This window comes from Phascolarctobacterium faecium, assembly GCF_003945365.1.
GTDB classification, from domain to species: domain Bacteria; phylum Bacillota; class Negativicutes; order Acidaminococcales; family Acidaminococcaceae; genus Phascolarctobacterium; species Phascolarctobacterium faecium.
Window position 1 is genome coordinate 857,102 of sequence record NZ_AP019004.1, and the last position, 19,350, is coordinate 876,451.

Below are 19,350 nucleotides of genomic sequence, written 5' to 3' on the forward strand. Positions count from 1 at the left end.
AAATCAAGGCAGTTTAAAATGGGGGTGGAAAAATGATCAGACTGAAAAAATGTAGTCTGATATGGTTAACACTACTGTTATTGTTGATAGCAACGGCCGTAAATGCGGCAGAAAAAAACTTTGTCGAAATAGATATTTACAGTGTGAATGATTTCCATGGGCACCTGCGTGCTGAAGCTGCTGATCCTGGAATTGCTGTTTTGTCAGGAGTAATTAACGAACTGATGAAGCAAAATCCTGTAGGATCCTTGCTTTTGGGCGGTGGTGATATGTTTTCTGGAACAATTGATGCCAATGAGTATCAGGGACTGCCAGTTGTGACAGCGATGAATAAGATGGGTTTTAGCGCGAATACAGCAGGCAATCATATTTTTGACTATCCTCTGGACGTAATAAAGAGGCAGGCTGCCGCAGCAAATTTCCCTATTTTGGGAGCAAATATTGTTGAGGCTGCAGGTGATAGAGTTGCGGAACCTTTTAAACCATATGTAATGTTGCAGAGGAATGGTTTGACAATTGGTATATTGGGTCTTACTACGGTTGAAACTAAGGAAAAAGCATCGCAGTTTAATTTGCAGAAGGTAAAAATTTTACCGCCGGAACAGATTGCACAGGTATATGTTGATGAGTTGAGAAGGCAAGGGGCACAAATTATTGTTCTACTGACACATATTGGCAGCAGTCAAGGGGAGAAACATGGTATTACAGGGGAGATAGTACCGATTTTGCAAAAAATTCATGGAGTAGATGCCGTTGTCACAGGACATTCACATTTGTGTGTCAGCGGGACATATGGAGATATTCCGGTAATCCAGGCCGGATGCTATGGGGAGGCAGTTGGCAGAATCAATTTGTTATATTCCATGGCAGCTCAGAAGGTTGTTTCTGCAAATTCGCGTATTTATAAATTAAGCGAATTACCGAGAGTACAGGATAATGCAATGGAAAGGTTTTTGGAACCAATATTTAAAAACATAGATTCTAAATATAATGAGATTTTAGCTGTCAATAACCAGGTGCTGACAAATGACCGTAATGGAGAATCAAGAGTCGGAGACTTTTTTATGGATGTTTTGAAAAACGGCTTTAAGGCTGATGTTGCTTTATATAACGGTGGAGCTATACGTGATACTTTGCCGTCTGGAAGGGTAACGGTTCGTGATTTATTGAAAATCTTTCCCTTTGACAGTACCATATATACAGCAGAAGTAAAAGGCAGTGATCTGAGGCAGGTTCTGGAACATGGTATTGGCAACCCGGATATCAGCAGGCTGCGTTTTTCAGGGTTGCAGATCAGTGCTGATATCAGAAGGGAGGAAGGACAGAGAATTAGCAGTGTTACTTTGTCTGATGGCAGCACATTAGCGGATGAAAAATATTATAAGGTCATAAGTAATGATTTTATGTTCAGTGGCGGCGATGGTTTTTACAGCCTGCAAAATGCACGGCATTTGAGGGATTGTGGTAAGGATAAGACTTTTTTTGCTTTTGCGCTGCGAAGCTTGAAAATGGTTGACTATCCTGCTCATGATGAGCGATTACAAATAAAAAAACAGGGAGTCTAAAATGAACGATTTTATGAAACTTAACTGTGATGAATTTTTAGAAAGACTTGCATCTAAAGAACCTGTACCAGGAGGTGGAGGTGCCGCTGCATTAGGTGGAGCCATAGGTGCGGCGTTAACTTCAATGGTTGCCAATCTTACTGTGGGAAAAGAAAAATTTTTATCGGTAGAAGGTGAAATGATTAGGTTGGCAGCCGCAAGTAAATATTTGCGAAAAGAATTGCTTCAGTTGGTACAAGAGGATGCCAGCGTTTTTGAAGCATTTATGAAATGTTATAAGATGCCGAAAGCAACAGATTTGGAAAAAGAACTGCGCCAAATAAAAATTCAGGAAGCTGCTAAAATGGCAGCAGAGATACCTTTGAAAATCGGTGAAAAAGCTCTGGCAGTTTTACTTTTGGCGGCAGAAGCGGCAGAATTAGGTAATCCAGCCGTAATTACAGATGCTGCTGTAGCGGCATTGATGGCCAGGGCAGCTGTACGTAGCGCAGTTTATAATGTAAAAATAAATCTTAATCTGATTAGCGATCAGGACTATTGCTCAGTTCTTGTCGAAAGAATTGCAGCATTGGAGCAAGAAGCCTTATCGGCAGAAAAAAATATTTTGGAGCATACTGATAAAGTTCTGTCATAAAGTAAAATTTGTCAATATTGAGCGAAGTAGGATGAATTGTCTGAAAATTCACAAACAGTTCACTTTTTAGCCCAACTTAGGACAAAGGCTTTTGGTATCCTATAACTGTAAGCCAAGCACTAAGAAAAGCGAAGGTGATATAAATGCATATAAAGGTTTTAGGGCCTATGACGAAACAATGCGAATTGTTATTGCAAAATGCAGCCATCGCGGCTAAAAAACTCAAATGTCATGCTGAGTTTGAACGTGTTAATGATTTACGGCGTGTAGTCGCTTACGGAGTTATGGCCTTACCAGCTTTGGTTATTGATGAAAAAGTTGTTGCAGGCGGCAGTGTGCTGCCTGTTGAAGAAATAATGGAGATTATCAGACATTTGAATTAAATGGCATTAGAGTGAGCTGCTTGAGTATACAAATGTTATATTGATTTTTTACCCCATATCATTTTGATATGGGGATTTTTTTGTTGCTGCATAAAAGTCCCGCCGGGACAGTAAAATAAGACGCTGCGGAAAAGTTTTTTTCTTGTAAGCTCGTTGTAAAATCTAGTATAATAAAAGTCAAGTACAAAATAAAAAGGTGAGAACTGGGGGCAATTATGGTATATTTCTTTGGCTTTCTAGGTGGTCTGGCATTGTTTTTATATGGCATGCAATTGATGGGTGATGGTCTGCAGCGTGCTGCTGGTGAAAAATTGCAGAAAATACTGGAAGCATTGACCGGGGTTTTGATTGTCGGAGTAGCGTTGGGTGCAGCTGTAACTGCTGTTTTGCAGTCCAGCAGTGCAACAACAGTCATGACTGTTGGTTTGGTAAATGCCGGGCTGATGACACTGAAACAGGCGTTCGGCATTGTTATGGGTGCTAATATTGGTACCACTATTACCGCCCAGTTGATTGCATTTAAACTTACTGATTATGTTACTTTGATTTTGGCAATAGGGTTTGCAATGCAGTTGCTTGCTAAACGCCGTCGTGGGAAATATCTGGGGCAGGTACTTCTTGGGTTTGGTATCCTGATGCTGGGCATGAGTATGATGGGACAATCTGTTTTACCCCTGCGCGAGTATCAGGGCTTTGTTGATTTTATTGGCAAATTTTCTCATAATCCGATTCTAGGTATTGGCGTAGGTATTGTAATGACAGTACTTATTCAATCCAGCTCCGCTACTATTGGTATTTTGATTGCCATGGCAAGCCAGGGGTTGATACCTTTGGAAGGTGCAATTCCTGTACTTCTGGGCGATAATATCGGTACCTGCATTACAGCAATCATGGCGGCCTGGCGTGCAAATGTTACGGCAAAACGTGTTGCATTAGCGCATGTGTTGTTCAATCTGATTGGCAGCATCCTTTTCGTGACCTTTATGGGATTGTTCATAAAACTTGTTTTGGCAGTATCACCTGCTCATGATATAGCGCGTCAGATCGCTAATGCGCATACAGCCTTTAATATTATCAATACACTTATTTTTCTGCCTTTTGCTGCTCCTTTTATCAAGCTTGTGGAACGGTTACTGCCTGGCAGTGACGGTGTCATTTCGCGCAAACCGATATATTTGGATGTGAATATGCTTAAAACCCCGTCTATCGCTATGACTCTGGCTGGTAAAGAGGTTGTGCGCATGGGAACCATGGCTCGTCATAATGTTGAACTGAGCATAGCGGCAATGGAAGACATGGACAGCAGGAAAATCGCTTATGTTTTAGAACATGAACCAGTGATAGATGCATTGGAAGAAGAAGTTACCAAATATTTGACGCAAATGAGTGAAACGCAGATGAGCAGGGAATTATCAGCCCGGCATACAGGTCTTTTACATGCCTGTAACGATATTGAGCGTATTGGTGATCATGGTGAAACTTTAGCGAAAAAAGTACGGATGATTTACGAAGATAATGTAAAATTTTCAGATGAGGCTAAAGCCGAGCTGCACACTTTAGGGCAGATGGTGCTAGAAGCCAGCGGCAAAGCTTTGGAAGCCTTGGAAAAAGACGATAAGAAACTGGCTGAAGAAGCCTGGGCATTGTGCCGTCAGGTTAAACAGTATCAGAAAGAGATTCGGAAAAATCATATCGTACGATTGAATGAAAAACGTTGTGATCCGGTTGCTGGCTTTGTAATGCTGGAATTATTAATAAATATGAAACGCGTTTCCGATCATTCAAAAAATATCAGCCAGTTAGTTTTGGGAATTTTTTAAAAGTAAAAAAATATAGAAATTTTTCAAAAAAATGTTGACAAAGATGGCGTTCTGTTCTAAAATACATCTTGTTGCTAATCAATGCGGAAATAGCTCAGTGGTAGAGCACCTCCTTGCCAAGGAGGGGGTCGCGAGTTCGAATCTCGTTTTCCGCTCCACTTGAATATTGGCCCGGCAGAAACCTGCCGGGTTTTTTGTTGCTTCTTGTCAACTTTAGATCCTTGTGATATGATATTATGAGCGATTTATGTCAGTATCTTTTGATATTGGCCTTGAACAAGCTGTTAATTTTGTACACATATAAAACCTAAGGGAGGATTTTTTAATGAACGTATCTGTTGAAAGAGTTGTGAATGACGCAACCCTCAAAATTACTTTACCCGCTGAGGAAGTGAATAAAGGCTTTAAAAAAGCTATAAGCAAAATCGCTAACAGCGTAAACATTCCCGGTTTCCGTAAAGGTAAAGCACCCCGCAACATTATTGAAATGCACTATGGCAAAGATGCCATTAAACAAGAAGCATTCGAAATCGTTGCTAATGATTGCTATACTAAAGCACTTGATCAGGAGAGCCTGATTCCTGTGTCCGACCCCAAAGTTGAAGAATCTGTTTTTGAAGAAAATAAAGATATGGAACTGACTATCAAAGTCACTTTGAAACCTGAAATAGAACTGGGTGAATACAAAGGCTTGTCTGTAGAGAAAAAAGAAGCTGTTGTTGAAGATGCAGATGTTGACGCTGCAGTAGAAGAACTGCGCAGCCGTCAGGCCAAAATGGTAATTGCTGAAGAAGGTACAATTATTGAAAAAGGTGATTTTGCAATTATTGATTTCGCCGGCACTGTAGACGGTGAAGCTTTCAGCGGCGGTGAAGGTAAAGGCTATCCTCTGGAAGTTGGTTCTAACTCCTTTATCCCTGGTTTTGAAGATCAGCTGGTTGGCCTAAAAAAAGGCGATGCTACTGATGTAGAAGTAACTTTCCCTGAAGATTATTTCGTTAAAGAACTGGCTGGTAAAGAAGCTGTGTTCAAAGTTAACGTTCAAGATGTAAAACGCAAAGAGCTGCCTGAGCTGAATGACGAATATGTTGCAGCTAACAGTGAATATAAAACTGTTGCTGAACTGAAAGCTTCGTACAAAGAACGTATGCAGCAGAATGCTGAAAACAATGCGAAGGTTGAATATGAAAAAGCATTGATTGATGCTGCTGTTGCCAATGCTAAATTTGAAGTTCCTGAGATTATGGTCGAAGACCGCATCAGCCAAATGGTTGACGAAATGCGTATGAGTCTGGAAAGCCGTAAAATGACTTTAGAAATGTATATGCAGTATACTGGTATGGATATGGCTAAGATCCGCGAAAACCAGCGTGCGACTGCCGCTGAAAACGTAAAAACTGATTTGGTTCTGGATGCTATTGCTAAAGCAGAAAACATTCAGGTATCTATGGAAGACGTTGATGCTGAATTATCTGCTATTGCTGCTCAACATGGTGCTACGCTGGACGAAGTAAAGAATATCATTAAATCCAATGGTAACATGGGACTTTTGCTTGCAAATATTCTGCGTCGCAAAGCTGCTCACGTTGTTATTGACAACGCAAAATAATGGCATTTTGCCGCCGGCGCTTTAAGCTCCGGCGGCAGATGTGACTTTATTAAAAAATATAACCTTAAAGAAAAGGGGTGTAAGACATGAACTATGTGCCTATCGTTGTAGAGCAATCCAGCAGGGGTGAGCGCTCTTATGACATTTATTCCCGCTTATTGAAAGACAGAATCGTTTTTGTGACCGGCCCTATTGACGACGCGATGGCAAATGTCGTTATCGCCCAGCTGCTCTTCCTGGAATCCGAAGATCCTAATAAAGATATACATCTTTATATCAATAGTCCTGGCGGTAGTGTAAGTGCCGGCTTGGCTATTTATGACACGATGCAGTATATCAAACCTGATGTTTCTACCATTTGCATGGGTATGGCGGCCAGTATGGCATCTGTACTTTTAGCTGCAGGAACTCCGGGAAAACGTTACGCGCTCCCTTATTCCCGCGTGATGATTCATCAACCGCTGGGAGGGGCTCAGGGTCAAGCTACAGAAATTGAGATTCATGCGCGCGAAATTCTGCGTATCCGTGAAGAGATGAATGGTATTTTAGCTAAACATACAGGTCAGTCGAAAGAAAAAATCGCACAGGATACTGAACGCGATTATTACCTGACCAGCGAAGAAGCTAAAGCTTATGGGCTTATTGATGAAGTTGTAACCCGTAAGGCAGCAGCTGAAGAAGCGAAATGATGCATACTAAGGAGATAACAATATGAACTTTGGCGAGGGGAACGACAGCAATATAACTTGTTCCTTCTGTGGAAAAAGAGAAGGCCAGGTCCGCAAGCTGATTGCCGGTCATAACGTCTATATCTGCGACGAATGTATCGAACTTTGCAATGAAATGCTGACAGAAGACCTGAAAGAAACAAATGCTGCTGTTGTCAGTGTAAACGAACTGCCGAAGCCGAAAGAAATTAAAAATATTCTTGACGAGTATGTTATTGGTCAGGAAGAAGCAAAAAAAACTTTGGCTGTAGCGGTTTATAACCACTATAAACGTATTAACTATGAATTAAATAATCCTGCGAAGGATAAAGAAGTAGAACTGCAAAAATCAAATATTCTAATGCTGGGGCCTACCGGCAGCGGTAAAACTTTGCTGGCACAGACGTTGGCAAAGATTTTGCAGGTACCTTTTGCAATCGCTGATGCTACTGCTTTGACAGAAGCTGGTTATGTAGGTGAGGATGTTGAAAATATCCTGCTGAAATTGATCCAGAACGCTGATTTTGATATTGAGCGTGCTCAAAGAGGCATTATTTATATTGATGAGATCGATAAGATTTCTCGTAAATCAGAAAATCCTTCTATTACACGTGATGTATCAGGTGAAGGTGTGCAGCAGGCACTTCTGAAAATTTTGGAAGGTACAGTCGCCAGCGTTCCGCCGCAAGGAGGACGCAAACATCCGCATCAGGAGTTTATTCAGATCGATACTACTAATATTTTATTTATCTGTGGCGGTGCTTTTGCCGGACTTGAAAATATTATCGGTGCACGTATCGGCAAAAAGAATCTTGGTTTTGGTGCTGATATCAAAACAAAAGAAGAAGCAAAAGCTGATACGATCTTTAAAAAAGTTTTGCCTGAAGATTTAATGAAATTCGGTTTGATTCCTGAATTTGCAGGTCGTCTGCCTGTTGTTGTGACACTGGATTCTTTGGATAAAGACGCTTTGATCAAAATCCTGCAAGAGCCTAAAAATGCTTTGATTAAACAATATCAGCATTTCCTGGCTATGGATAATGTAGAACTGGAATTCGAAGACGGTGCTTTAGTGGCTATTGCAGAAGAAGCTCTTAAACGTAATGCCGGCGCCCGCGGTCTGCGTTCTATCATCGAAGAGGTAATGCGTAATGTGATGTATGAAGTGCCTTCACGTATCGACGTTGTAAAATGTGTAGTTACAGAAGCGGCAATCAGAGAACACATGGAACCGAAAATGGTGGTTGCTAGTTAAGCAATTAAAAAAAGAAGGGGAAGGGGCATAGCCTTTTCCCCTTTTTATGTTAAAATAAAGTTGAGTAATGAAAATGCTTTAAAAATATCGTTTGCTGCAGTTAATACTGTTGGCAAAGGAGGGTAATATATGGAAACAAAACCACGTTTAATGCCGTTGCTTCCTTTAAGAGGAATGCTGGTATTTCCAGGTATGATTATAAATCTTGATGTAGGCAGGGAGCGTTCCATTCATGCAGTAGAAGCTGCGATGACTTCCGATAAGCAGATACTTCTGGTATCACAGAAGGAAGCCGTAACGATGGAACCCGGGCAGAAGGATTTATTTAAATATGGTGTCATAGCGGAAATCAAACAATTATTGAAATTGCCAAGTGGAGCTTTGCGGATACTTGTAGAAGGATTAGCCCGAGCCAAAGTAGAAACTATTATCGAAGCTCCGGCTGTCGATACATATTTCCAGGCTAATGCACTGCCGATGGATTCTGTTGTCAGTGAAGATAATGAAGTGGAAGCGCTGCGCAGGATGCTGATTGAAACGTTTGAGCAATGGATTATTGCCAGCAAAAAAGTTAACAGTGAAGTGCTGCTGACCTTTAAGGACCAAACTGACCCAGGACGGGTTGCGGATATGATTGCCGGTTATCTGTCGATAAATATCGAAGAAAAAGAGCAGCTGTTAGAAGCGGTTGATGTTAAAGAACGTATGAATAAACTCTATACGTATTTATGCAAAGAACTGGAAATTGCCGGTCTGGAAAAAAATATTTCACAGCAGGTGCGTAAACAGATAGAACAGAACCAAAAAGAATATTATCTGCGTGAACAGATGAAAGCCATTAATAAAGAACTTGGCGAAGGTGATGAACGTCAGGCCGAAATAGACGAATATAAGAAGCAGATGTCAGAGCTTGATCTGCCGGCTGAAGTTGTTGAAAAAATCAATAAAGAACTTGACCGTCTTTATAAAATGCCGCCGATGATGGCTGAAAGCGCCGTAATCCGCAATTATATCGATGTGCTTTTAAGTTTGCCCTGGGGTAAGTTTACAGAAGATAATTTTGACCTTGAAGTGGCTGCTAAAGTACTGGATAAAGACCATTACGGTTTGGAAAAAGTAAAAGAACGTATTTTAGAGTATTTGGCAGTACGTGCTTTGACCAAACAAAGTAAGGGACCGATTTTATGTTTAGTCGGACCTCCTGGTGTGGGTAAAACTTCTCTGGCACATTCGGTTGCCAGAGCGATCGAGCGTAAATTTACCCGTGTTTCTTTAGGTGGCGTTCGTGATGAAGCAGAAATCCGCGGTCATCGTCGTACATATATCGGCGCAATGCCAGGCAGGATTATTCATGGTATGCAAACCAGCGGTTGCATGAATCCTGTTTTTCTTCTGGATGAGATTGATAAAATGGCTTCTGATTTTCGGGGGGATCCGGCTTCGGCTCTGCTGGAGGTATTAGACCCGGAACAAAACAACACTTTCAGTGACCATTATATTGAATTCCCTTTTGATTTGTCACATGTTTTCTGGATTGTAACGGCTAATACGGTAGAAACTATCCCTCCTGCTCTATTAGACAGGATGGAAGTGATTCAACTTACCAGTTACACTGAGGACGAGAAAGTGAAAATCGGCGAATTGCATTTATTGCCGAAGGAACGTCAGGCACATGGCTTGACTGCAAAAACTTTGAATATTACAGAAACAGCTCTGCGTCATGTTATACGCGAATATACACGTGAGGCCGGTGTACGTAATTTAGAACGGAAAATAGCGGCGATCTGCCGTAAAACAGCACATCGTATTGTGACGAAACAGGTAAAAAGTGCTAAAGTTACCGAAAAAAATCTGACTAAATATTTAGGACCGGTTATTTTTCTGGAAAGCGATCTGACTGCCAAGGCAGAAATAGGTATCTGCACAGGTTTGGCCTGGACCAGTGTTGGAGGTGAATTACTGAAGGTAGAAGTACTGGCTACTAACGGTAAAGGAGGTCTGGTATTGACTGGGCAGTTGGGTGATGTTATGAAAGAATCTGCTCAGGCCGGTTATACTTATATTCGTTCTCGGGCTAAAGAGCTGCATTTGGATGAAAAGTTTTATGAAACTACTGATATCCACATTCATTTACCGGAAGGCGCAATCCCAAAAGATGGTCCTTCCGCCGGCATTACTATGGTGACGGCTATGGTTTCAGCACTGACTAAACGTTGCATAAAAGCGGGTATTGCCATGACTGGAGAGATCACTCTTTCTGGCAAAGTGCTTCCGGTAGGAGGAATTAAAGAAAAAATGCTGGCGGCGCATCGTTATGGTGTAAAAACCATTCTGCTTCCAGAACAGAATATGCAGGATCTGGAAGAACTTCCTGTCAATGTGCGTGCGGCAATAAAATTCATTCCTGTTAATCATATGGATCAAGTGTTGAAATTAGCTTTGGAGGAGTAAGATGAATAAAGGAACCTGGGATATTATTCATGCCCAATATATCACATCTGCTGTCAGAGCAGACCAATATCCGACACCACCGTTAATAGAGGCTGCTTTTATAGGGCGTTCTAATGTTGGCAAATCATCACTGATCAATTCGCTCTGCAGACGTAACGGCTTGGCAAGAGTGAGCTCGACTCCAGGCAAAACACAGACTATAAATTTTTATGGTTTGCAGGCTAAACGCACTACTGAAGGGCAGGAAGAACGTGCTGATTTTTATTTAGTAGATTTACCAGGTTATGGTTTTGCCAAAACAGCTAAAACGAACAAAGATAAATGGTCAGGATTTATCAGTAAATATCTTTCCGGATCTGATAATCTAGGACTGGTCTGTCAGCTTATTGATATCAGGCATAAGCCTTTGGACAGCGATATTGAAAGCTATCACTGGTTACTGGACTGTGGACTGCAGGTTCAGGTTATTTTGACCAAAGCAGATAAATTGTCGAAAAATGCAGCGATGGCTCAAAAAGCATTATTCAAACGGGAGCTGGGACTGGATGACAGCCGTATTATGACCTATTCTGTAACTCAGAATACAATGCGCAGTGAATTGATAGGGCGGATCATGACGGCACTGGAAGGGCATTATTAAGCGAGGGAAATATGTTGAATCGTTTGCTGCTGTTTGTTATGGCAGCCTGTTTAGGAACGTTATTTTTAAAAATGGAATTGCCTATACCATATCTTTTAGGCGGCATTTTTGCTGCAGTAGCCTGTAAGATAGCTGGTTCGCCTGTTACCTGGCCTAAGAATTGGCGTGAATTGGGTTTGCTTGTAGCTGGGTATGGTATTGGCCGTAATTTTACAGCTGATACATGGGAGAAAATGACGCATCAGACCTTTGGGGTACTGGAAGCCACGCTGATAGCTGTAGCTGTTGCTGTTTTAATTGCCTGGTGGACAGCGAGACATACTTCGGCTAATCTGATCAGTTGTGTGATGGGCATTATGCCTGGCGGGCTGACGCAAATGATGCTGATGTCGGAGGATGATCCAAGGGCTGACGCAAATGTTGTTGTCGTTATGCAGACTCTGAGGCTGGTAGGCGTTATTGTAGCAGTACCATTTCTGGTAATCCATGGTTTAGGTGCTCAGGTTATGCAAAACAATGCTATTGTTCAGACAACAGACGGTACGCATTGGCTTATTCTTGTCCCATTGTCGTTTTTAGGCGCTTTTGTTGCGACTAAGTTAAAGGTGCCAACACCGCGTTTGCTGGGGCCGATTCTGGCAACAGCGGCAGGGTCGTATTTTTGGGGAAGTTTACAGCCTGTGCCTGGTTTGCTTATGATGCTGGCACAGGTAAGTATTGGATTATACATGGGCGTAATGCTGGATCCCAAAAAACTTTCGGCTACTAAGGAATTGATGCCTTATATTTTTAGTGGTATCGTTTTGATGATTGGTGTCAGTGTTGTTGTTGCCTGGTCCCTGTCAGAACGGTATGGGTTTTCTTTAGTAACCGCTTTTTTAGCAATGGCTCCCGGCGGAATTGCGGAAATGTGTCTGGCTGGAATGAGTATGGGAGAAGATGTTTCAATCATTCTTACTTACCAATTAGTACGGTTATTGTTTTTGAATATCTGCGTTCCTTTGGGAATCACTATGTATTTTAAAAATAAAAGTCTTGATTAGCAGTATCGTAGCTTACTGAATAAAATAGTAAGCTACGATACTGTTTTATTTGCGAAAAATAATATATGAAAAAATATATTAAAAGACTTGACAAAAGAAATAGTAATAAATATAATTAAGCTAACAAATGAATATTGTAAGCTAAAGGTGCTCTACAGAGCTTAATAGAGAAGTCGGTGCAATTCCGACGCGGTCCCGCCGCTGTAACGAGGAGTAAACTTCAAATGCCACTGGTAGTAATACTGGGAAGGTGAAGTGAGCTATGAATCGGAGTCAGAAGAACTGCCTTAGCTACATCGCTGATTGACCTGCGAGAGACGGGGAGGAGATGCTGCAGAGTTCGTATTTTAGGTAAATACGAAGTGCGAATCTTTTGCTATGAATTTCTGACCGTTTTTCTTAATATTATTTTAAGAAAACGGTTTTCTGTTTTTCTGTGCTTTTGTAAGCGCGTTGAGGTCGAAGTGTGATGGCTAGACCTCGAAAATAAGGTCAGCCATCAGTGTATATATTTATTTGTGACAGGTCTGGACAACCTGCCGGGTTTATTGCCATTCTCAAATTCTCTTTGTGCAAGAACCTTCTTCTCAATTGCCTGCGTAGGGGTGCGCGGCAAGAGCAACCATCACATTTTTTGTGATGGTTGCTTTTTTTGATAAGGGGCTTATAGAGGCAGTTTCGGTAGGAGATTCTCGAACCATTCTGCGATACATAAGTAAGCAAAGTACAGGAGGTGAACATTTACTACCCCGGCACAGAAAATAATTAATGAAAGGATGCCGTATATGGAACAAGATAAAAACCTTACAGCAGAGATTCAGCAGGAAGAAACTTTAGTGGGAACTATCCCTCCGGTTACTTTCGATGAATTTACGCCGCCGTCCTATGAGGAGTGGAAGCAAGAAGTAGTGACTGCTCTTAAAGGCGGTTCTTTTGAAAAGAGTATGTTCACTAAAACTTATGAGGGTATCACCCTGAATCCTATTTATAGATTAGAGGATCAGGAGAAGATTACTCACAATAAAACCTATCCCGGCATGGAAAGCAACCTGCGCGGTGCTAATGCAGGAGGTTATATCCATAAAGTATGGACTATTGCTCAGGAGTGTGATGGAAAAACTCCTGCCGAAGCCAATGAAATGGTTAAATACGAGCTGTTGAAAGGAACTACCGCTGCTAGTGTCGTTTTAGATACTGCGACACGCAAAGGCTATGATCCTGATAAGGCAGAAGTAAAAGATGTTGCTGATATAGGCGTATCTTTGGCTACTGTAGCTGACGTGGAAAAACTGCTGGATGGTGTTGATCTGGAAAAATTCGAAATCGATATTTATGCCGGCGCTTCCAACATCGCTCTTTTGGCTGCTGTAATCACTGTCTGCGAGAAAAAAGGTCTGGCCCTCGAAAAATTACATGGCGCTATTACTGTCGATCCGATTGGCGAACTTGCTTTGGACGGCGAATTAGTTCGTCCGCTGGACGAATATTATGACGAAATGGCACATAGCATTGCCTGGGCTAAAAAAAATGCTCCGCAGCTTAAAACAGTAGTTGTCAATACCGATGTTTATCATAATGGCGGTGCTAACGACATTCAGGAAGTAGCGTATGCTATGAATGCAGCTGTAACTTATATGCGCGCTATGGAACGCCGTGGTATTGATGTCAATACCTTCTGTCGCCACCTGCGTTTTCATTTCAGTATCGGAGCTAATTTCTTTATGGAAATTGCTAAACTGCGCAGTCTGAAAATGGTTTGGGCGCAAATCGTTAAAAATTGCGGTGGGGATGAAGAAGCACAAAAGATCAATCTTTATGTCAGCACTTCTACCTTCTGCCAGACGAAATACGATCCTTATGTAAATCTGCTGCGTGCGGCAACACAATCCTTCTCTGCGGTTGTTGGCGGTATGGACGGCATGTATGTCAAACCTTTCGATCATTGCATTCGTCCCAGTGATGTATTTTCCCGCCGTATTGCCCGTAATATCCAGATCATGGAACAGCATGAATTCAACTTTATTCAGCCGATCGATCCTTCCGGCGGCAGCTGGTATATTGAACCGCTGACAGAAGAATTTACGGAAAAAACCTGGGCTAAGTTCCAGGAAATCGAAAGCCACGGCGGCTTACTGGCAGCGCTTGAAAGCGGCAAAGTACAGGCAGCGGTTAAAGCTATTTTAGAAGAACGTTTTAAAAATCTTGCTACCAGAAAAGATCGTGCAGTCGGCAATAACATGTACCCGAACATGACTGAAGAACTTTTGGAAGTGCCTGAAGTTGATTTCGCAGGAATCCTTAAAGCACGCAAAACTGATTTGGAAGTCAACGTAAAAGTACGCGACAATGCTTATGTAGAAGCTGTACTCAGCGACCTTGGCAAACGTGATGCCAGTGAGTTGGGTTCTTTGATCGCTGATGCTGAAAAAGCATTATTGGCTGGAGCAACTATGGGTGAAATTTCAGCAGCTCTTACCGGCAGTGCTAATGGCGAAAAGGTTGAAGCTATTGCTCCGCATCGCTGGACTGAACGCTATGAAGAACTGCGTATGCGTACGGAAAATTTTGTTGATAAAACCGGTGCAAACGTTAAAATTTTCCTGGCCAATATGGGACCGATCCCGCAGCATAAAGCACGTGCCGATTTTGTTACCTCTTTCATGCAGGTGGCTGCCTTTGAGGTTGTGACAAATAATGGCTTCCTCACTGTCGAAGAAGCTGTTAAAGCAGCGCTTGAGTCCGGTGCCGATGCAGCCATCGTCTGCTCGACTGACGCTACTTATCCGGAACTGGCCCCAGCAGTTACGAAAGGCATCAAAGCTGTAAATCCGGAAATGAAGGTATTCCTGGCAGGTGCTCCCAGCGCAGAACTGAAAGAAATCTGTGATGCTGCAGGTATGGATGATTACATCAGCGTCAAATCCAATTGCTATGAAACCTTGCTCCGTATGCAAAAAGAAAGGGGGATGTTCTGATAATGTCCAGAATTCCTGATTTTAGTCAAATTCCCTTTCAGCAGGCACCCGCACAAGGCGCCGCCGAGTTTGCTGCCTGGAAGGAAAAATTAAAAACTGAAACCGGTAAATCCTTTGAAGAAAATTTTTACCGTACAATGGAACAAATCAACGTAGCTCCTTTATATGATGTGAATGCCTATAAAGACTGCGAACATCTGCATTATATGGCAGGTATCCCGCCATTTTTGCGTGGACCTTATTCAACGATGTATGTAACCAAACCCTGGACAGTACGTCAATATGCAGGCTTCTCTACTGCAGAAGAATCAAATGCTTTCTATCGCCGTAACCTGGCGGCAGGGCAAAAAGGTCTGTCTATCGCATTTGACCTTGCAACTCACCGCGGTTATGACTCCGATCATCCGCGCGTTGTCGGTGACGTAGGTAAAGCCGGTGTTGCCGTTGACTCTATTTTGGATATGGAGATTCTTTTCTCCGGCATTCCTCTGGATCAAATGTCTGTATCAATGACAATGAACGGCGCAGTGCTGCCTGTATTGGCCTTCTATATCCTGGCTGGTGAAGAACAGGGCGTAGACAAATCAGTTATGGCAGGTACGATCCAAAACGACATTCTGAAAGAATTCATGGTTCGTAATACCTATATCTATCCGCCTACAGCTTCCATGCGCATCATCGGTGATATTTTCGAATATACCTCCGCTTATATGCCCAAATTCAACAGTATCTCGATTTCCGGTTATCATATGCAGGAAGCAGGCGCTACTGCTGATATCGAACTTGGCTATACATTAGCCGACGGTCTCGAATATCTGCGTACAGGTACTGAGCATGGTCTTACTATTGACCAGTTTGCACCGCGTTTGTCCTTCTTCTGGGCAATGGGTAAAAACTACTTTATGGAAATTGCTAAAATGCGTGCAGGACGTATGCTGTGGGCGAAAATCGTTAATTCCTTCGGCCCGAAAAAAACCAAATCTATGGCTTTGCGTACACATTCGCAAACTTCCGGCTGGAGCCTGACAGAGCAAGATCCGTTCAACAATATTACGCGTACCTGTATCGAGGCTATGGCAGCAGCTTTGGGGCATACCCAGTCGCTGCATACTAACGCTTTGGACGAAGCTATCGCGTTGCCGACAGATTTCTCGGCTCGTATTGCTCGTAATACTCAATTGTACATTCAGGACGAAACCAAAGTCTGCAAAGTTATTGATCCGTGGGGCGGTTCCTATTATGTAGAGGCACTGACCAATCAGCTGATCCAAAAAGCCTGGGCACATATCCAGGAAATCGAACAGCTCGGCGGTATGTCCAAAGCTATTGATACCGGTCTTCCTAAAATGCGTATCGAAGAAGCGGCAGCACGTCGTCAGGCTCATATCGATTCCGGCGCCGAAAAAATTGTCGGCGTAAACGATTACCGTCTGGAAAAAGAAGATCCGCTTGATATTCTGGAAGTCGACAACACTGCAGTTCGTTTGGCGCAGATCGAACGTTTGAAAAAATTGCGTGCTAACCGTGACAACGATGAAGTTCGCCGTTGTTTGGACGCTATCACCCATTCCATGGAAACCGGTGAAGGCAACTTGCTGGAGCTGGCAGTTAACGCAGCTCGTGCTCGTGCTTCCAAAGGCGAGATTTCTGACGCTGTCGAAAAAGTCTGCGGCCGTCATAAAGCTATCATCCGTTCAATTTCCGGCGTCTACAGCAGCGAATTTGCTGACGAAGATGTTATCAAGGAAGTTCGTCAGATGACAGATGACTTTGAACAGCGCGAAGGCCGTCGTCCCCGTATCTATATTGCTAAAATGGGACAAGACGGACATGATCGCGGGGCGAAAGTTATTGCTACCGCCTTCGCAGATATGGGCTACGACGTAGATATCGGCCCTCTGTTCCAAACTCCGGAAGAAGCTGCGCAGGATGCAGTAGATAATGATGTTCATATCGTTGGTATGAGCTCATTGGCAGCAGGTCATAAAACCTTGATGCCGCAACTGGTAGAAGAACTTAAAAAACGCGGACGTGAGGATATCATGGTCGTTATCGGCGGCGTAATTCCTGCCCAGGACTATGATTATCTCTACGAACACGGTGCAGCAGCTATTTTTGGACCCGGCACCATTATACCTGTCTGCGCTAAAAAAGTACTGGAAGAGCTGAACAGACGCTTGGCGGATTAAGCCATGACAGATACTTATAAACCTTCGTGGGTGCCTGAAGAAGAAAACGATAAATTTGCCTGCCGGGTAATGTACGGTGTTACAGGCGGTCATGAAGGAACTCCAGGTGTAACAGTAGATAAAAAAGACAAAGTAACTCCGGCTATCAAACGCCGTAAGCTGGAAGTCGACGATTACGTCGAAGGTGTCCTCAAATGTGACCGCGCAATTTTATCACGCGCCATCACTTTGGTTGAAAGTAATGCTGCCGCTCATTTTGAGACGGCACAGCAGGTTATCCAAAAACTGCTGCCTTACACTGGTAAATCGACACGCGTTGGGATCACCGGTGTGCCTGGTGCAGGTAAATCCACCTTTATTGAGGCTCTTGGCACAAACCTGTGTCGTGGCGGACATAAAGTCGCAGTACTGGCGGTCGATCCCTCCAGTACTGTTACCAAAGGCAGTATCCTGGGCGATAAAACACGTATGGAACAGCTTTCACGCGAACCGAATGCTTTTATCCGTCCGTCTCCTTCGGGAGGAACTTTGGGTGGTCTGACTCGTAAAAGCCGTGAAACACTGCTTTTGTGCGAAGCTGCCGGCTATGACACCATTTTAGTCGAGACCGTAGGCGTAGGGCAGAGTGAAACTACCGTACGTTCGATGGTAGATTTTTTTCTGCTGGTCGTATTGACAGGCGCCGGCGACGAATTGCAGGGGATGAAAAAAGGCGTAATGGAACTCGCCGATGCAATCGTCGTCAATAAAGCCGATGGTGATAATAAACAGCGGGCAATGGTTACCAGAGCTGAGTATGAACGTATCCTGCAATTTTTACGTCAGGCTACCGAAAACTGGACGACTCATGCCTATACCTGCTCTGCTTATACAGGAGCGGGAATTATGGAACTGTGGAATGATGTTATCGAAGCCTTTATGAAACAAGGCTGGGGAAATGGCGTGTTAGCTGAACGCAGGAAACAGCAGACGCTTTCCTGGGTATATACCATGGTTGAAGAACATCTGCATAATCTGTTTTATCGTTCGCCAGCCATTATTGGCTGCAAAGAAGAGATCGAGCGTGAAGTAGTGGGCGGAAAAATTTCGGCTACTATGGCGGTTCAAGATCTCATCAACAGATTTGCTGCTGCTGAGCTGAGCGGTGTTAATGTTAAAGACAGCTCGCCTTTTGAAATAAAATAATTTTTGGATTCTCCATTGGGGCGCGGCCGCCTGTGGGCCGCGCCATTTTTTAAGGAGGCAATACAGATGAATGATAACCCGGCTATTAAAGGCCTGATAGAATTAATCGAAAAACGTTATGGATTGGAAGTTCTCGACTCTCACTACGTCCTGGTTGATGAAAAATTTAAACAATATAATATGATGCTGTATGTCAAATTACCAAAACAGATGCTTGACGAATTTAAACGCTTATATTCGAATAAAACTAGCGCCATGCATGTTGCGTGGAGCATTGACGATAAAGATAACATTAGATTCCACGCTGCTATTGGCAACAATATCCTTTTGCTTTTAGATTCTCTGCTGTCAAAAGAATGAAAGAAGTGAGAGTAGATGACTAAAAGAAAAACCAGAGCTAGTGTGTGTATTATCGGTTGCAGACGCGACGTTATTAACGCTTAATGAAAAATACGCTTATCTTTTTACAGCATAAGATAAGCGTATTTAAAAATTACGATAGAAGTGCAAATGTTTTCACATAACATAAAATTATTACTAATACTTATTAGTAATATATAACGCAAAAAATATTTAGAAGTTTTTTTACTAAAAGTGTTGACAAGATAATTAGTAATGCTTATAATTAATATAACAAATCAATATTTCATATGGGTGTTCTATGAACTTAAATGTCGATCGGTGTAAATCCGATGCGATCCCGTCACCGTAACAGGTCAGTCCTTGCACAAGCCGAGGTAATACCTGAAGCCGGACAGCAGCCTATATAAGCATCACTGCTTGACCTGCGAGAGACAGGAAGGAGATGTTTTTAACCAATGAGGTTCTGTTTATGTGAGAGTGGCAGAACCGCTTTGACTGATAACATTTGACCGTCTTCGCGCCTTGAGAAGA

Annotated in this window: 14 protein-coding genes, 1 tRNA gene and 2 riboswitches; all 15 genes read left to right on the forward strand. The window is 42.8% G+C overall.

Translation table 11 applies throughout. The annotated features are described in order from the left end of the window. Positions 1–32 precede the first annotated feature (32 nt). The 15 genes from PFJ30894_RS04200 to PFJ30894_RS04270 all read left to right on the forward strand — a co-directional run bounded on the left by PFJ30894_RS04200 (position 33) and on the right by PFJ30894_RS04270 (position 18,816). Positions 33–1,565 carry a bifunctional metallophosphatase/5'-nucleotidase gene (locus PFJ30894_RS04200; RefSeq protein WP_125669124.1) on the forward strand — a complete coding sequence of 511 codons (1,533 nt, stop codon included), beginning with the start codon at positions 33–35 and terminating at the stop codon, positions 1,563–1,565. Position 1,566: 1 nt separating this feature from the next. Continuing rightward, positions 1,567–2,199 carry a cyclodeaminase/cyclohydrolase family protein gene (locus tag PFJ30894_RS04205; RefSeq protein WP_021718220.1) on the forward strand — a complete coding sequence of 211 codons (633 nt, stop codon included), beginning with the start codon at positions 1,567–1,569 and terminating at the stop codon, positions 2,197–2,199. Between the two features lie 143 nt (positions 2,200–2,342). Next, on the forward strand, positions 2,343–2,582 hold the full coding sequence (locus PFJ30894_RS04210; protein ID WP_021718221.1) for a thioredoxin family protein: 240 nt from the start codon (positions 2,343–2,345) through the stop codon (positions 2,580–2,582). Between the two features lie 215 nt (positions 2,583–2,797). After that, positions 2,798–4,402, forward strand: a complete 1,605-nt coding sequence (locus PFJ30894_RS04215; RefSeq protein ID WP_046430254.1) for a Na/Pi cotransporter family protein — start codon at positions 2,798–2,800, stop codon at positions 4,400–4,402. 83 nt (positions 4,403–4,485) lie between these two features. Continuing rightward, positions 4,486–4,560 (forward strand) — tRNA-Gly (locus PFJ30894_RS04220). A 167-nt stretch (positions 4,561–4,727) separates the two neighbouring features. Then, positions 4,728–6,011, forward strand: a complete 1,284-nt coding sequence (tig, locus tag PFJ30894_RS04225) for a trigger factor (RefSeq protein ID WP_021718223.1) — start codon at positions 4,728–4,730, stop codon at positions 6,009–6,011. Positions 6,012–6,097: 86 nt separating this feature from the next. Next, positions 6,098–6,700, forward strand: coding sequence for an ATP-dependent Clp endopeptidase proteolytic subunit ClpP (gene clpP, locus PFJ30894_RS04230; RefSeq protein ID WP_021718224.1), 603 nt, complete (start codon positions 6,098–6,100; stop codon positions 6,698–6,700). A 22-nt stretch (positions 6,701–6,722) separates the two neighbouring features. Further along, positions 6,723–7,973: an ATP-dependent protease ATP-binding subunit ClpX gene (clpX, locus tag PFJ30894_RS04235; RefSeq protein ID WP_021718225.1), complete on the forward strand. Its 1,251-nt coding sequence runs from the start codon at positions 6,723–6,725 to the stop codon at positions 7,971–7,973. 129 nt (positions 7,974–8,102) lie between these two features. Further along, a complete protein-coding gene (gene lon / locus PFJ30894_RS04240) occupies positions 8,103–10,424 on the forward strand; it encodes an endopeptidase La (RefSeq protein ID WP_113077740.1) in 2,322 nt (773 codons plus the stop codon). A 1-nt stretch (position 10,425) separates the two neighbouring features. Then, positions 10,426–11,064, forward strand: coding sequence for a ribosome biogenesis GTP-binding protein YihA/YsxC (gene yihA / locus PFJ30894_RS04245; RefSeq protein WP_021718227.1), 639 nt, complete (start codon positions 10,426–10,428; stop codon positions 11,062–11,064). Between the two features lie 11 nt (positions 11,065–11,075). Further along, positions 11,076–12,107: an AbrB family transcriptional regulator gene (locus tag PFJ30894_RS04250; protein ID WP_113077739.1), complete on the forward strand. Its 1,032-nt coding sequence runs from the start codon at positions 11,076–11,078 to the stop codon at positions 12,105–12,107. Between the two features lie 128 nt (positions 12,108–12,235). Beyond that, positions 12,236–12,411, forward strand: a riboswitch (cobalamin riboswitch). A 481-nt stretch (positions 12,412–12,892) separates the two neighbouring features. Continuing rightward, positions 12,893–15,082, forward strand: coding sequence for a methylmalonyl-CoA mutase family protein (locus PFJ30894_RS04255; RefSeq protein WP_125669125.1), 2,190 nt, complete (start codon positions 12,893–12,895; stop codon positions 15,080–15,082). Positions 15,083–15,084: 2 nt separating this feature from the next. Then, entirely contained in the window at positions 15,085–17,271 is a 2,187-nt protein-coding gene (scpA, locus tag PFJ30894_RS04260) for a methylmalonyl-CoA mutase (protein ID WP_125669126.1), read from the forward strand. A 3-nt stretch (positions 17,272–17,274) separates the two neighbouring features. Then, a complete protein-coding gene (gene meaB / locus PFJ30894_RS04265; protein ID WP_125669127.1) occupies positions 17,275–18,456 on the forward strand; it encodes a methylmalonyl Co-A mutase-associated GTPase MeaB in 1,182 nt (393 codons plus the stop codon). 66 nt (positions 18,457–18,522) lie between these two features. After that, positions 18,523–18,816, forward strand: coding sequence for a hypothetical protein (locus PFJ30894_RS04270; protein ID WP_046430270.1), 294 nt, complete (start codon positions 18,523–18,525; stop codon positions 18,814–18,816). A 275-nt stretch (positions 18,817–19,091) separates the two neighbouring features. Further along, a riboswitch (cobalamin riboswitch) is annotated at positions 19,092–19,236 on the forward strand. Positions 19,237–19,350: the final 114 nt, after the last annotated feature.